10 protein-coding genes are annotated in these 14,994 nt (G+C 52.3%); 8 read left to right on the top strand and 2 right to left on the bottom strand.

Annotated features, from left to right (window positions below; genetic code table 11):
- Window positions 1-130: 130 nt before the first annotated feature.
- The 8 genes from EPD59_RS03375 to EPD59_RS03340 all read left to right on the top strand — a co-directional run bounded on the left by EPD59_RS03375 (window position 131) and on the right by EPD59_RS03340 (window position 12,980).
- A complete protein-coding gene (locus EPD59_RS03375) occupies window positions 131-2,401 on the top strand; it encodes an NADP-dependent malic enzyme (RefSeq protein WP_205703480.1) in 2,271 nt (756 codons plus the stop codon).
- A gap of 168 nt (window positions 2,402-2,569) precedes the next feature.
- Complete coding sequence (gene ruvA / locus EPD59_RS03370) at window positions 2,570-3,175, top strand: Holliday junction branch migration protein RuvA (RefSeq protein ID WP_133271558.1); 606 nt, start codon at window positions 2,570-2,572, stop codon at window positions 3,173-3,175.
- A gap of 44 nt (window positions 3,176-3,219) precedes the next feature.
- Window positions 3,220-5,880, top strand: coding sequence for a T9SS outer membrane translocon Sov/SprA (sov, locus tag EPD59_RS03365; RefSeq protein WP_133271557.1), 2,661 nt, complete (start codon window positions 3,220-3,222; stop codon window positions 5,878-5,880).
- A 41-nt stretch (window positions 5,881-5,921) separates the two neighbouring features.
- Complete coding sequence (locus EPD59_RS03360; RefSeq protein WP_133271556.1) at window positions 5,922-6,425, top strand: hypothetical protein; 504 nt, start codon at window positions 5,922-5,924, stop codon at window positions 6,423-6,425.
- Between the two features lie 11 nt (window positions 6,426-6,436).
- Window positions 6,437-10,651, top strand: coding sequence for a T9SS outer membrane translocon Sov/SprA (gene sov, locus EPD59_RS03355; protein ID WP_240731600.1), 4,215 nt, complete (start codon window positions 6,437-6,439; stop codon window positions 10,649-10,651).
- Between the two features lie 123 nt (window positions 10,652-10,774).
- On the top strand, window positions 10,775-11,155 hold the full coding sequence (gcvH, locus tag EPD59_RS03350) for a glycine cleavage system protein GcvH (protein WP_133271554.1): 381 nt from the start codon (window positions 10,775-10,777) through the stop codon (window positions 11,153-11,155).
- 18 nt (window positions 11,156-11,173) lie between these two features.
- Window positions 11,174-11,581, top strand: a complete 408-nt coding sequence (locus tag EPD59_RS03345) for a VanZ family protein (protein ID WP_165963463.1) — start codon at window positions 11,174-11,176, stop codon at window positions 11,579-11,581.
- A 187-nt stretch (window positions 11,582-11,768) separates the two neighbouring features.
- On the top strand, window positions 11,769-12,980 hold the full coding sequence (locus tag EPD59_RS03340; protein ID WP_165963462.1) for a M28 family metallopeptidase: 1,212 nt from the start codon (window positions 11,769-11,771) through the stop codon (window positions 12,978-12,980).
- Between the two features lie 200 nt (window positions 12,981-13,180).
- On the opposite strand, the gene EPD59_RS03335 is transcribed toward EPD59_RS03340, so the two are convergent.
- Window positions 13,181-13,720, bottom strand: coding sequence for a hypothetical protein (locus tag EPD59_RS03335; protein ID WP_133271551.1), 540 nt, complete (start codon window positions 13,718-13,720; stop codon window positions 13,181-13,183).
- 331 nt (window positions 13,721-14,051) lie between these two features.
- Window positions 14,052-14,942: a YicC/YloC family endoribonuclease gene (locus tag EPD59_RS03330; RefSeq protein WP_133271550.1), complete on the bottom strand. Its 891-nt coding sequence runs from the start codon at window positions 14,940-14,942 to the stop codon at window positions 14,052-14,054.
- Between the last annotated feature and the right edge of the window lie 52 nt (window positions 14,943-14,994).

The raw sequence follows: 14,994 nt of genomic DNA, 5'->3' as shown, positions 1-14,994 counted from the left end.
CCCCCCAGACTTAGCGCTGGGGGCTTTTTTGAATATAGTTGTCTTGCCTCAACTTTGATTCGGGGCAAATTCGCCCCAACTTGCTTATTCGTTGCCCCGCCCGGCACCTCTCACCCGACCCTCTTTGGTAATGCTGAAAATCAACAAACAGGAAGCCCTCGACTACCATTCCCGTACCCCAGCGGGCAAGATTGAAGTGGTGCCCACCAAGCCCCTCAGTACACAGCTTGATCTGGCTTTAGCCTATTCGCCCGGCGTAGCGGAGCCTTGCTTAGCCATTGCCGCCAACAAAGAGGAGGTTTATAAATACACTGCCAAAGGCAACTTGGTAGGCGTAATTTCCAATGGTACGGCGGTGCTAGGTTTGGGTAACATTGGGCCCGACGCATCCAAGCCTGTGATGGAAGGAAAAGGCGTACTGTTTAAAAAATTTGCGGGCATCGACTGCTTCGATATTGAGATTGACGCTACCGACCCTGACGAGTTTATTCGCATCGTAAAATCCTTGGAGCCCACATTCGGCGGCATCAATCTGGAGGATATAAAGGCGCCGGAGTGCTTCCGAATTGAGACAGAGTTGCGGGAGAAGATGAACATCCCGCTCATGCACGACGACCAACATGGCACAGCCATTATTTCGTCGGCAGCGCTGCTCAATGCGCTGGAAGTCGTGGACAAAAAAATTGAGAAGATTAAGCTGGTTGTCAGTGGTGCTGGGGCAGCGGCTATCTCGTGTCTGCGTTTATATTTAGCGCTCGGGCTCAAGGTCGAGAACGTAGTTGTATTTGATATCAAAGGCGTTATCAACGCAGAGCGCACTGATCTGGCCGACCTGCAGATGCAGTTTGCTACCCAGCGTGCCATTACTTCGCTGGCCGAAGCCTTGGAAGGCGCCGATGTCTTTCTGGGTTTGTCGGCGGCTAATGTGCTGCCGCCCGAACTGCTGCTACGCATGGCCGATAATCCCATTGTGTTTGCGTTGGCTAACCCAAACCCTGAGATTGAGTACGAAGTAGCCATGGCCACCCGGCCCGATCTGATTATGGCCACCGGTCGCTCCGACCATCCAAATCAGGTGAACAATGTGCTAGGCTTCCCCTACATCTTCCGGGGGGCGCTGGACGTGCGCGCTACCGAGATAAACGAAGCCATGAAGCTGGCGGCCGTTCAGGCACTGGCGCACCTTGCTAAGGAGCCTGTACCCGACATGGTAAACAAAGCCTATGGTGACAATACGCTGGCTTTTGGGCGAACTTATCTGATTCCAAAACCCCTTGATCCTCGTCTGATTACGACCATCTCGCCGGCTGTGGCGCGGGCTGCCATGGAAAGCGGCTCGGCGCGCCAGTCTATTACCGACTGGCATGCCTATGAGGATGATCTGCGCGCTCGTTTGGGCGTGAACCAGAAGCTCATGAACCGCATCACTAGTGCCGCCCGCTCCAACCCGAAGCGCGTAGTATTTGCGGAGGCCGACACATACAAAGTGCTCAAAGCCGCTCAGATTTTGCACGATGAGGGTATCGCTTTCCCTATTCTGCTCGGCAATCGCAAAAAAATTGACGAAATAGCCCGCGCGAATAGCCTCGATCTGGAAGGTTGCCAGATTATTGATATTCTGGAAGAGAATGATCAAAGGGCTGAGTTTGCTGAGCTGCTTTTTCAGAAGCGAAAGCGGCGCGGCATTACGCTCTACGAAGGGCGCCGCTTGCTGCGTGAGCGAAATTATTACGGTGCCATGATGCTCGAAACCGGGCAGGCTGACGCCTTTATCACTGGTTTAACTAAAGATTATGGTCAGTCTATTACCCCAGCTTTGCAGGTGATTGGGGTAGAAGATGGCGTGCAGCGTGTGGCGGGTATGTACATTATCCAGCACCGCAAAGGCCCGTTCTTCTTCGCTGATACCACCGTAAACATCGACCCCACGGCTGAAGAGATGGTCGATATCATTGGCCTGACGGCGCGGGGTGTACGCTTTTTCGATACTGAGCCGCGCATTGCGGTGCTCAGCTACTCCAACTTCGGCTCTAATCGCGGCACTTTGCCCGATAAGGCTCGCTTGGCCACCGAACTCGCTAAAAAGCGCTACCCTGACCTGATTCTGGATGGGGAAATGCAGGCAAACACAGCGTTGAACCCCCAACTGTTGCGTGAGCATTACCCTTTTTCAGAATTGGCAGAGCAAGGGGCTAATACCCTCATTTTCCCCAACGTAGTGTCGGGTAACATTGCCTACAAAGTACTACAGGAAATTGGTGGTGCTGAAGTGATAGGGCCAGTACTGATGGGCATGCGCAAGCCAGTGCACGTGCTACAGTTAGGCGCCTCGGTTCGCGAAATTGTGAACATGACTGCTATAGCCGTAGTGGACGCCCAGACATATAATAAGCCTCTATAAGGTATATCGCCCCGATTCAGATATATTAGTCAACTATCCCACCCATGCGTTACTAATGGCGTTGGGTTATAGCTAAAATATTTTGCTTTTTAGGGGACGTAAATCCAGCGTCTGTGTGTTGTGGCAATGCATTGTTGCACACACAGGTTCTAACTTCAATCCTTTTTTATGATTGCATACCTTGACGGTACCCTTGCCTATAAAGACCCCGCTCTGGCCATTATGGATGTTAGCGGCGTGGGCTATGAAGTCAGGATTTCACTAGCCACTTATTCTAAGCTGCCAGCTGAAGGAGAGAAAGCGAAAATTTATACCTACCAGCACATTAAGGAGGATATACAAGCCCTATATGGCTTCCTCGACCCAAACGAAAAAGTGCTGTTTATGCTCTTGATTTCGGTGTCGGGTATTGGGCCGGGCACAGGTATCGTGATGGTGTCGAGTATGGGCGTGGGTGCTATTCGGCAGGCCATCATTCAGGAGGATGTACGGTCTATTCAAAGTATCAAGGGAGTAGGGCCAAAAACGGCCCAGCGAGTGGTGCTGGAGCTGAAAGACAAACTCCGCAAGGACGAATTATTGGCTAAAGCGGGCATCGATACGGTACCCCTGGCACGAGCACACAATACCAATCGTAGCGAAGCGTTAGCCGCTCTAGTCACGTTGGGATTTGCCCGGTCGGCGGCGGAAAAAACGCTGGAGACCATCCAGCACCGTCACGGTAATGACCTGAGCGTGGAGGAATTGATTAAATTTGCCTTGAAGTCGAATTAAGTTTACTCTCCGGCTGCTCGCCCGCCCGTCTTTTTTAGTCTCCCTTGACCCACGGTAAGAAGTCCCTCGCCGCCTCTATAGTCGTTGTCGCTTCATTGCTGACTTGGTTATCGCAGGCTGAACCTACCGGAGCCCACCCGTTTGCCCTGCGCCAGCTTTGGAATTGGCTACCAGCGGCTAGTCCGTCGGCTTTGGCCATAGTGCCCGATACTCCTCGCACCGTTCTACCCGATACGAGTATATACCGCTCTAGCCGACGGCCCAAAATTGCCCCCCAGGATCGGATTGGCTCCCCTCTTTCGCCCCAGCGCCGCCGGTCGCCGCTGCTGCTGGATTTGCCTTCGAACGTGAATGTGGAGGTGACGCCCGATGACAGCCTCCAGAACTATGATATTCGGGAGAGCATTGGGTCAGATATTGATTTTCGCGACCCAACACGAGTGAGTTTTGAGGAATACTCGCGCTATCAGCAGCAGCGTGTGGTGCGCGACTATTTCCGCACGCGCTCGGCGGGCTTGGATGGCGAAAGCGTAACGGGCTCGCGCCGCCTTATTCCGCGCATTTATTTGGGCCCCATTGCTGACCGCATTTTTGGTGGTAGCTACGTGGATATCAAGCCTCAAGGTGCAGTGACTTTGCGGGCAGGCGCGCGCTTCAATCGCAACCGTAACCCCTTGCTTACTCTGCGCCAGCAGCGTGTGGGTGACTTCGAGTACGATCAGAACCTGAACCTCAATGTGACGGGTCAGATCGGAGAGAAGCTGCGCCTCACCTTCAACTACGACACCAAAGCGGCCTTCGACTTCGAGAATAACATGAAGCTCGACTATACGGGCTATGAAACCGATATCATTCGCAAGGTGGAGTTGGGCAACGTAAGCTTGCCCTTAAACAACTCCCTAGTGCAAGGGGGGCAAAATTTGTTCGGTATCAAAACCCAGCTACAGTTTGGTAAGCTAGGCATAACGGCGGTAGCGAGTACTCTGCGCGGCACTGCCGATGAGGTACGGGTTCAAAATGGCGCCCAGAGCCGCCTATTCGAGCTCAAGGCCAGCCAATACGAGCGCGACCGGCACTTTTTTCTGTCGCATTTCTTTCGTGAACGCTACGATGCAGCCCTGCGCAACCTACCTACGGTACAGTCAGGTATAGAAATCCGACGCCTGGAGGTGTACGTGACCAACGATAACCGCACGACGGATAACCTGCGCAACGTGGTGACGCTAATGGACTTGGCAGAGCCGACGCGCGTATATCGCAGACAGTTCCAAAATCCTAGCCCGCGCGTAGTAGCTACTAATAACGCTAACACTGAGTTTAACACGCTAGCGGATGGCGGAGCCCAAGCCCGCGGTGAGCTAACCGTTGATAATTTCCTGGTTGGCCAGAACCTGGTGAAAACCGTGGACTTTGAGCGGGTGCGGGCTCGTAAGCTGGACCCACGCGAGTACACGTTCAATGCTCAGCTTGGTTATTTAAGCCTGAATACTGCCTTGTTGCCTGAGCAGGTGCTGGGGGTGTCGTATGAATACCTCTACAACGGCGAGGTGTACAAAGTAGGCGAGCTCGTAGAAGACTACGCCAACGTACGCCAGGACGAGGTTATCTTCCTGAAAATGCTGAAGGCCACCAATCCCGGCGTGGGCCTGGCCGATCCGGCAGCGAATCCGAGTAACCCAAACTTGGCCAGCGGCAACCTGCCTACCTGGGATTTGATGATGAAAAACATCTATCCTCTTAACGCTAGCCAGCTCAACCGCGACAACTTTCAGCTTCAGGTTGTCTATAAGGATGACCAAACGGGTGTCGACTTGATTTCGCTAAAGGAAGGCGAGCGGATTGCCAATCGGCCCCTGATTGAGGTGTTGAACTTGGATAACGTAAACCCAAACAACGACCGCAACCCTGACGGCAACTTTGACTTTTTTCCTGGCATTACCATCGACCCGGAACAAGGCAAGATAATCTTCCCGGTAGTAGAGCCCTTCGGCAGTTATTTACAAACCCAGTTCACAGCTACCGAAACTGCTTTAGTTGACAAGTACGTGTACAGTGAGCTGTATACGCAGACGCAGAGTGATGCCCAACAGGTACAGGTGAAGGATAAATTCTTCCTTAAAGGACGCTTCCAAGCCACGGCCACCGACGAAATTGCGTTGCCTGGTATTCGGGTGGCGCCGGGTTCGGTGCGGGTGCGCTCGGGTAGCACGTTGCTGGAAGAAGGGCGCGACTATCAGGTTTTCTACGATCAGGCGAAGGTTAAAATTCTCAATCCTAGCTACCTCAACTCCGCCAACGAATTGCGGGTAGAATTTGAAAAAGACGCCGTCGTGCAGATTCAGCCGCGCCGGTTGGTAGGAGCGCGCTTTGATTACCGGCTGAACCAAGACATAAATTTTGGCGCCACGGTACTGCACTTGCGCGAGAACCAAGCACCTGGCATCAACCGCGTTAGCATTGGCGACGAGCCAGGCAACAACACTATTTACGGCCTCGACGTGAACATTCGCCGTGATTCCCGGGTACTGACCAAGTACTTGGATATGCTGCCGCTGATTGCTACGAAGGAGCCTTCGTCGGTAGCCTTTAGTGGGGAGTTTGCCCGCTTGGTACCAGGCCGCTCGCAGCTGGGCCGCGGTGAGAACGGCGTTTCCTACATCGATGACTTCGAAACGGCGCGTACACCCTATTCGCTGGGGGCCTGAATGGTACTACAGCCTGGCGCCTGGCATCTACCCCTTTACCCTTGCAGGGGGCAAATCCGGACGGTCTTTCGTCGGCTTATCGCCGGGCAAAGCTGGCTTGGTATACCATCGATCAGACCTACTACACGAGTGGGCAAAGCAAGCCGCAGAACATTTCCAGCAACGACCCAAGCCTGAGCAACCACTATACGCGTGGTATTGAGCGTAGCGAGATTTTCCCCAACCGCGACTTAGGTGCCACCGGCAACAGCTTCGAGTTTAGCTTTGATATGGCGTATTATCCGGGCGAGCGGGGCCAGTACAACTACACACCGGAAGTATCAACGACGGATGAGCGCAAGTTTGCCAACCAAGCCCCAACGGCTAATGCTGCGCGGTATGGTGGTATCAGCCGCGAAATCACCTTCGATACGGACTTCGATAATGCTAACGTAGAGTATCTGGAGTTTTGGCTGATGGACCCATTCATTGCCGGGCCCAACGGACAAATTAATGACTCCGAAAATGCCCCCAGAACAATACTACAGGTGGTGATCTGTACCTGAACCTGGGTTCGGTGTCGGAAGACGTGCTCAAGGATGGGCGGCACGAGTTTGAGAACGGCCTGCCTGATGGCGCCAGCATTACGAATGCCGATGCGCAGCAGGGCACTTGGGGCCGCGTAACACGCCAGCAGTTTATCACCGACGCGTTCAGCTCGGCTCCAGGCGGGCGTGAGCTCCAAGATGTTGGGCTTGATGGCTTGAATGATACGGACGAGAAAGCCTTCTTTCAGGGGGTGTATTCTCAGTTCGCTGACCCTTCCGCCGACCGGTTCCGTCACCATCTCGATGGCTATTACAATTCGGAGGGTCGCGACGTGAAGATTCTGGGTCGCTACAAGAATTTCAATGGCATGGAAGGTAACTCGAACGGCGACGCGCAGCAAAGTTCGACTGCCTTTCCCGACAAAGAAGACCTCAACCGCGACAATGCTATTTCAGATCAGGAACGCTACTACGAGTATCGTATTCGACTGCAGCCGGGCCAGTTGGCAGTAGGCCAGAACTATATCATCGACAAAATCACCAAGCAGGTGAATGGGAACGATGTATCGTGGTACCAGTTTCGGGTGCCGGTGCGTCAGTATTCGGCGGTACGAGGCACGCAGAATGGGCAGCCTTTCGGGTTCAAATCCATCCGCTTCGTGCGGATGTATATGACCCAGTGGCAGCAGCCGGCCGTGCTGCGCTTAGTGCAGCTCCAATTTGTAGCAAACCAGTGGCGCCGTTTCCTGACGACGATTGCTGAGCCTGGCCGCCCAAATATCAACACCGATACCGACGCTGATGCCTTCGATATTTCCACGGTAAGCTTAGAAGAGAACGGCCTGGCCGCGGGTGCCGACCAGATTCCTTATGTTTTGCCCCCCGGCATTGAGCGCGACCGCGAATACGGCTCCAGCACCGTGAATCGTCAGCAGAACGAGCAGTCATTGCGCCTGTGCGTGGAAGGTCTGCGCGATGGCTACGGCAAAGCTGCCTATAAGAACATCAGCATCAACATGCTGCGCTATAAGCAGTTGCGCTTGTTTCTGCACGCTGAAAGCCAAGACCAGAGCATTCAGGATGGTCAGGTCCGCGGATTCATTCGCATCGGCACCGACTACACTCAGAACTATTACGAGTATTCGGTACCGTTGAAATTATCGCGCCCCGGTCTTACAGGTCAGCGTGATATCTGGCCTTTAGAAAATGAGGTGCAGATTTCTTTGCAACAGTTCATCGATGCCAAAGCGGAGCGTAATGCGGCCGGCGTGGCGTTTAATGTGCCGTTCGTGAAGACGGTCATTGGCCAAAATGGGGTTGAGGCTCAGATTACGATTGTAGGTAACCCCGATTTCAGCGCGGTGCAGGGAGCAATGATTGGTCTTCTTAACCCTACCGACGACAACGCTCCGAAGTCGCTGTGCTTGTGGGCCGATGAATTCCGAGTGTTTGACTTCGACCGCGAATCAGGCTACGCCGCCACGGCGCGCTTCAATACCAAGTTGGCCGACCTAGCTAATATTACAGCTACGGGCAGCTTCACCTCGGTGGGCTTTGGCGGCCTGCAAGACCGGCCCAGCCAACGCTCTTTGGACAACATCAGCCGTGGCGATTTGAACGCGACAATAGCAGCGGAGAAGTTCTTCCCCGAAAAGCTTGCCCTGCGCGTACCGGTATTGCTTCAGGCTGGCACGGAAAGCCGCGTACCGAAGTACGACCCGCTCGACCCAGACACGGAGCTAACCCAGTCGTTGCAAAAGTTTGATAACGAGACGGAACGCTCGGCATACCGAAAAGAAGTAGTAGACCAAACCAGTAGCCGCAGCATCAGCGTGCTGAACGTGCGGAAAGAGCGAACCAACACGGAGCGCAAGGTGCGTCCCTACGATATCGAGAACCTAGCCCTGAGCTATTCGCTTACGGAGCGCCGCCACACCGACATCGTAACGGACCGCGACTTCACGCGCACGTATAATGGGGCTCTGGCCTACATCTATCAGACAACACCCCGCAGCTACACGCCGCTGGCTAATGTAAAAGCGCTGGATTCACCGTATCTGAAGATTTTCCAGGAGTTGAACTTCACGCCAACTCCTAGCCGTTTTGCCTTCCGCGCCGACCTGGACAGGCGGTATAATGAGCGTTTCCTCCAACGTACGCTTATCCCTGGGCAGGTGCCGACAACGGAGGGGATTCCGGGTGTATTCCTGAAGAGCTTCTTCTTCAATAGAATCTATGATTTGAAGTGGGACTTGACCAAAAGCCTCATTCTAGACTACACCGCCACCAACCGTGGCGTGATTGACGAAGGACCTGGCCAAACGCTCGGCGACAGTCCCGAAGCTGAGCGTAACCGGGAACTGCTGCGCCGCAACTTATTTGAGAGAGGAGGCCGTACCACCAACTTCAACCAAACCATAGCCCTTACCTATCGGCTGCCGCTGGACAAGTTCCCGCTCACCGACTGGCTGACCGCCGATACGCGCTATGAAGCCAACTATACATGGCAGGCAGCCTCTACTGCTTTGCGGGCTCCGGTAAATCCATCCAACTTCGCCGATACCACAACCATACCGCTTAACCTGGGCAATACCATTCAAAATAATGGTGCCTTTAGCGCCAACGGCCGCATCGATTTGGTGAAGCTCTACAACAAAGTGCGCTTCCTCAATATTATTAATAACGCGCAGCCACCAACGGCCCGCGCCGCTACCCAAAAAGCCCCCCAGCCCGCCAATGGAGCCGTTCCTGCTCCCGCAGATTCGGCCAAAGGGCCTGAGCTGCGCTTCCTGAAAGCAGTGTTGCGCTCCCTGATGACTGCTCGCTCTATCAACTTCACGTATACGCTCAGCAACGGAACCTTACTGCCCGGCTACCTGCCCCGAACCAAGTTTTTCGGGTTGAACAGTGACTTCGATGCGCCCGGTGTACCGTTTCTGCTTGGTCGCCAGTACGACCTAGACGAGTTGTATGATCGTGCTGCTAGTCGTGGCTGGTATACTCAGCGTAGCGACTTGTTGAATACGCCGCTCAGCTCGCTACGAACTGATAACATTACCGTACAGACTGCGCTGGAGCCTTTCCGCGATTTCAATATTCGCTTGGATGCCCGTTGGCAGAGAGTGCGAAATGAAGATGTATTCTATCGCTTAGCTGTCGATTCAGTGTCGCTTCTGCCCATTCAGGACACTAACGGCAACTTCACAGGCGATTTGGCGCGTCTGCGGCGCTTGGGTACGGGCTCTTTCAGCACATCCATTGTTTCGATTCAAACCTTCTTCGGCGACCGGACGGCTAATGGCACCATTTCTAAAGCCTTTAACCGCTTTGTACAAAACCGGGGGCCAATCCAGGAGCGGCTAACAGCGGCTAACACTAACGTTGGCACGTACGGCTATAATTCACAAGATGTGCTTTTACCCGCTTTCCTGGATGCGTATCGGGGTAAGTCATCGAGCAATACGAACGACGGAAAGTTCACTCCTTTCCTCAAAATACCGATTCCTAACTGGCGTATCGACTATAATGGTCTGGCTGAGCTGGCTTTCGTGAAGCGTTATTTCCGCTCCATCACTCTGCGGCACGCGTATAGCTCCATTTATAGCGTAGGTAGCTACGGTACTGCCAGCCAATACGAAAACAGGCTTGACCCTGAAGATTTATCAACGGAAATCAACAGGCTGGGGCAGTTTATTCCGTATTACGTCATTGGGCAGGTAACTATTGCCGAGCGCTTAAGCCCCCTGATTGGTGTTGATTTCCAGACGCTGGAGAAGGTTACGGGCCGGGTAGAATACCGTACCGAGCGTGACATTGGCTTAAATACCACCAACGCGCAAATCACGGAACTGCACACGCAGGAGCTGGTAATCGGTTTTGGCTACGTTACGAATGGGCTTAAGCTTCCCTTCGGCTCGGGCAACAATCAGCGCGTACTCAACAATGAGTTGACCGCGCGCCTCGATCTTTCCATTCGTGAAAACACAACCATTCAGCGCACTATTCTAGATGTCGTTGACCCCGGCAATCCTACTCAAACGGCCAGCTTAGGACGGCCCGTTAGCTTGACTACAAATGGCAACCGGCAGGTCCAGCTACGCCCAACTATCGACTATGTGCTCAATCAGCGCCTGAATCTGCAATTCTTTTTTACGCGCAACATCTCCGATCCACGCGTGGAGAATGCCTTCAAAACGTCGTCTACCGAGGGTGGCATACAATTGCGCTACAGCCTGGGTCAATAGTCTACCGAGAGTTGGATTTTGAACGGCCTGAATGGATAGAGCAGATTAGCACTAAAACCATTCTGGTCATTTGACCATTTAACTCTTACTTTTGCCGTCTCCACCTCTTCAATTTTGTTCCTTATGAATCTTCCCGAAAATCTGAAGTACACCAAAGAGCACGAGTGGGTGCGTATAGAAGGCGACGTAGCCTATATCGGCATTACCGACCACGCCCAAAAAGAGCTTGGCGACATTGTGTACGTGGACATAGACACCCTTGATAAAGAGGTAGCGCAGAATGAAGTATTTGGAACAGTAGAGGCCGTAAAAACCGTTTCTGACCTGTTTAGCCCTATTTCGGGTACCGTACTGGAAGTAAACAGCCAGCTCGACGGCAGTCCCGAAACCGTTAATTCTGACCCTTACGGTGAAGGCTGGATTATCAAGATCTCCGTTGCTAACCCCGCCGAAGTAGAAGCGTTGCTGACATCTGAAGCATACGGCGAGCTTGTAGGCGCTTAATTTATTATTGCATTGGCAGTGTCTACTTCAGCGCCGCCTGCATCTCCGCGCCGGGCCTATGTGGCCTTACCGGGGACGTGGGCGGCGTTCATTTTACTTCTGACTCTCACTCCGAGCAAGGATATGCCGGTCACGCCACGTTGGGAGCTACTCTCTTTCGACACGGCTGCCCATGCTTTTGTATTTGCGGTGTTGGCGTTGCTCAGCTTTTTCTCCATCCGGCGGCAGAGTCGCTTTCCAAAGCTACAGTCTATGGCTATGCCCATAGTTATTATGGGAAGCACGCTCTTTGGCGGTCTGATTGAGATTCTGCAGTCCAGCATGAACCTTGGTCGGCACGGTGAATGGTCAGATTTGCTCAGCGACAGTATCGGGGCCCTACTGGGGGGCTTTTTCGCGCACTTTGCTGGCCGTTGGATGAAATAAATGCCCTGCTACTTTCCTTTACATTAGACAGGATACGGGGCATCAGCGCTAACTCAGCAGTATTTAAACGCTCCTTATGTTGGCTAACCGACGACGAAATACCTCTCTGTTTATGGTGCGTGCGCGGCACATAGGACTTCTAGCGTTTCTCTGGTTGTATGATTCTGCCTCGGGTTTGGCACAGGACATGGAACGTGTCCGCCAGACTATCCGCAGTCTTACGGGGCCGGATATGCAGGGTAGAGGGTACGTGCGGCAAGGAGATCAGAAAGCGGCCCACTACCTGCGCCAGCGTTTCCGGCAGCTCAAGCTTCAGCCATTAGCGCCTGATTTTACCCAACAATTCCCTCTTGATGTCAATACCTTTCCCGGAGCATTACGGCTTCAGGCTGGGGGGCAAAATCTACGCCCCGGTGTCGACTTTATTGCTGAGCCTACCTCCGGTGGAGGCCGCATTTCGGGGCCTATTCTGATTTTAGATACACTTATCTTCACCCATGAAACCGCCGGGCAACGTTGGTTGGAACAGAATCTGGGGGGCAAAATTGTAGTTCTGCGCCAGCGCGATGCAGACCGCCTGCGTACTCTCCCTGACGCTTTCACCCAACACCTAAACCAAGCCGCTGCCCGCGTGACATTGATTTCCAAGCTTACGGCCTCCCTGGCCGCATCACAGGAACCACAGCCTCGCCTGCTTGTTCTGGCTGACCGTTGGCCCAAAAAAGCCCCCCAGGCTACGATTCAGGTAGATGCTCACCTTCAGCGCGACTACCGTAGTCAAAACCTTGTGGGCTATATACCTGGGCGCGTCCAGCCCGACTCGTTTCTCGTTGTTACTGCTCACTACGACCATCTGGGGCGTATGGGTAAGCAGGCCTACTTTCCGGGTGCGAATGACAATGCTAGTGGTACAGCTATGCTGTTGGAACTAGCCGCATATTACACGCAATCGGCTAATCGGCCCGCATATTCCGTCGTATTTATTGCGTTTGGGGCAGAAGAAGCCGGACTTGTTGGCTCGCGCTACTTTGTAGAGCATCCTTTGGTGCCACTCCCGCATATCAAATTTCTGGTCAACCTGGACTTACTGGGCACTGGTGATGAGGGCCTAACTGTAGTGAATGGCCGTCTGCTGCCTGTTGCTTACCAATCATTAACGCGCCTCAACGAAAAGCATCATTTCATTTCGGACATTGCTGCCCGAGGCCGCGCAGCCAACTCCGATCATTTCCCTTTTTCAGAGCGTGGTGTACCTGCCTTCTTTCTGTACACCCGAGGCGGGATTAAAGCGTACCATGATGTGGAAGATCGTGCTGAGACGCTGCCCCTCTCTGCTTTTACTGGGGTTTTTGGTTTAGTAAGCGCGTTCTTGAATAGCCTGGGTGCTACTGCGGAATAACGCAAAGTATACTCAAGAACAACCAATGAAAGCTTCAGCAGCTTGGTATTATGCTCATGCTGCTAGAGCTGATGCTCCATTCGAAGCCGAACGATCTATCTAGCTATTGTTAAAACAAAGAACGCAGCCGCTCGACTAGACTCACATTGTGCAAGTCCAGCCGAGCGGCGGCGTTCTTTATACGTAAGCCGAAAGGCGTACTAGTTGGTTTTTACAGAAGCCATGATTTGCTTGGCCACTGCTTCCCACTCTGGCTTCTGACGGTCGGCGCAGGTGAAAGTGCACATGAGCAGTTTGTCTTCCACGTCAGTGAAGAAAATCAGGGTGTAAACCTCATGGCCTAGCTCGGGCTTCATCAGCTCCATGTAGCCAACCTTACGGCCGTTGATTTCCTTTACGCCATTCTCAAACCACTTAGCGTCCTTGAACTGCTTCGTATAGGTTTTATAGAATGTAGCCGCATACATCTCGATCATATCCTGATCGGCGGCATTATCGGTGTAGTTGAAGGCTAGGCTAGCTTCCTTGCTGTTAGTGAAGATCATGCTCGGCCGGCTCTGCGACTTTGCGTAGTTGAACTCCATCTGCTGCTCGCTCATTACCTCAAATCCTTTTGGAATAAGGATCTCAACTCGCTCACTTAATACACGCTTCTTGATTAGCTCAACTTCAGCGGCTGGCCGTGCTGCCGTCAGAAGCAGGAAGAGGCACAGAACAGGTAATAGTAAGACTTTTTTCATAGCCTTGAACCGAAAAAATGTGAAACTCAAAATAGAGCACTTATCCGTGAAATCAGAAGTAACTCTGTTTGGATAACACAATTTACGAACCATTTATGAAGAAGCAAGCCAATCATGGAAAAATAATTATTAAAGCCCTGTTATTAGAACTTATTCAAGTAGATAATCTTCGAAATTGCGCTTTAAACAAAGATTTGACCATTAACAACTTTTTTAACTTCGTCACAAATCATCTATTACGATTCATTTAATTATTAATAAATTTATATACTAATAAATATCGTAAAAATACAATTACTTGCATTCAAACTTCTTAATAGCTCTAAATCTCTTAAAGAATATTGTTGATCTGTTCCTTAATCTTTTCAAGCTCTTCCTTCATACTAACCACCAAATGCTGGACGGTTGAGTCATTTGCTTTGGAGCCGATGGTATTTATCTCGCGGCCCATTTCCTGGGCAATGAATGCCAACTTTTTGCCGCTATGCTCGGGCAAGTAGACGGTTTCAGTAAAGTAATGTAAGTGACTAATGAGGCGGACTTTCTCCTCGGCAATATCAAGCTTCTCTATATAATGGAGTATCTCCTGCTCGAAGCGGATGGCATTGAACTGCTCATGCTTGGTTAGCTCACCAAGATGCGCTTGTAAGCGCTGACGCACGTTTTCGATGCGTGTAGGATCGTGCCGGTCTATGTCGGCGAGCAGGATACGGATACGATCGACGTAACTAACAATTTCGATAGTCAGCGCTTGTCCCTCATTGTGGCGAAACTGGTTGAGATGCTCCAATGCCTCGTGCACTAAGGGCAATAACTCTTCCCAAGCGACTTCCTCTTCCGGCTCAGCCTGCATTTCACTAGCCGACAATATTACTCCGGGGAAACGCAAAGCGGCCAAAAACGTCTCCTCACCAGCATGAACGCCTAAGTCCTGCGCCGCAGCTTTCAACTCTTCAAATGCCGCCATCAAGGCCGGTCGACTAACCATTGAAGTGCTACGCACAGCGGTAGGGCGCGCAAAGTCAAAGTTCAGATTCACCTTTCCCCGCACCAGACTTTTGGTCACCAGATTGCGAATCTCTAATTCTCGGTCCTGCAGAAAGCGCGGCAGACGAAGGCTCAGGTCCAGGGTTTTAGAGTTGAGCGATTTGATTTCAACGGTAGCCGAGTAGTGGTCAGTTTCGCGGCGCGCGATACCGTAACCAGTCATGGATTGAAGCATAGATGGAGAATCGGGAGAAAAGAATGAATGAGCACAAATGTAAAGAACGCAC

The sequence above is a fragment of the Hymenobacter radiodurans genome (genome assembly GCF_004355185.1).
GTDB classification, from domain to species: domain Bacteria; phylum Bacteroidota; class Bacteroidia; order Cytophagales; family Hymenobacteraceae; genus Hymenobacter; species Hymenobacter radiodurans.
This window is presented reverse-complemented; position numbering and strand designations above follow the sequence as displayed.

Excerpts from the sequence above, each read along its gene's own strand:
- ruvA (WP_133271558.1), top strand. The coding sequence starts at position 2,570 with ATGATTGCATACCTTGACGGTACCCTTGCCTATAAAGACCCCGCTCTG.
- gcvH (WP_133271554.1), top strand. The coding sequence starts at position 10,775 with ATGAATCTTCCCGAAAATCTGAAGTACACCAAAGAGCACGAGTGGGTG.
- EPD59_RS03340 (WP_165963462.1), top strand. The coding sequence starts at position 11,769 with ATGGAACGTGTCCGCCAGACTATCCGCAGTCTTACGGGGCCGGATATG.
- EPD59_RS03375 (WP_205703480.1), top strand. The coding sequence starts at position 131 with ATGCTGAAAATCAACAAACAGGAAGCCCTCGACTACCATTCCCGTACC.
- EPD59_RS03330 (WP_133271550.1), bottom strand. The coding sequence starts at position 14,942 with ATGCTTCAATCCATGACTGGTTACGGTATCGCGCGCCGCGAAACTGAC.
- EPD59_RS03335 (WP_133271551.1), bottom strand. The coding sequence starts at position 13,720 with ATGAAAAAAGTCTTACTATTACCTGTTCTGTGCCTCTTCCTGCTTCTG.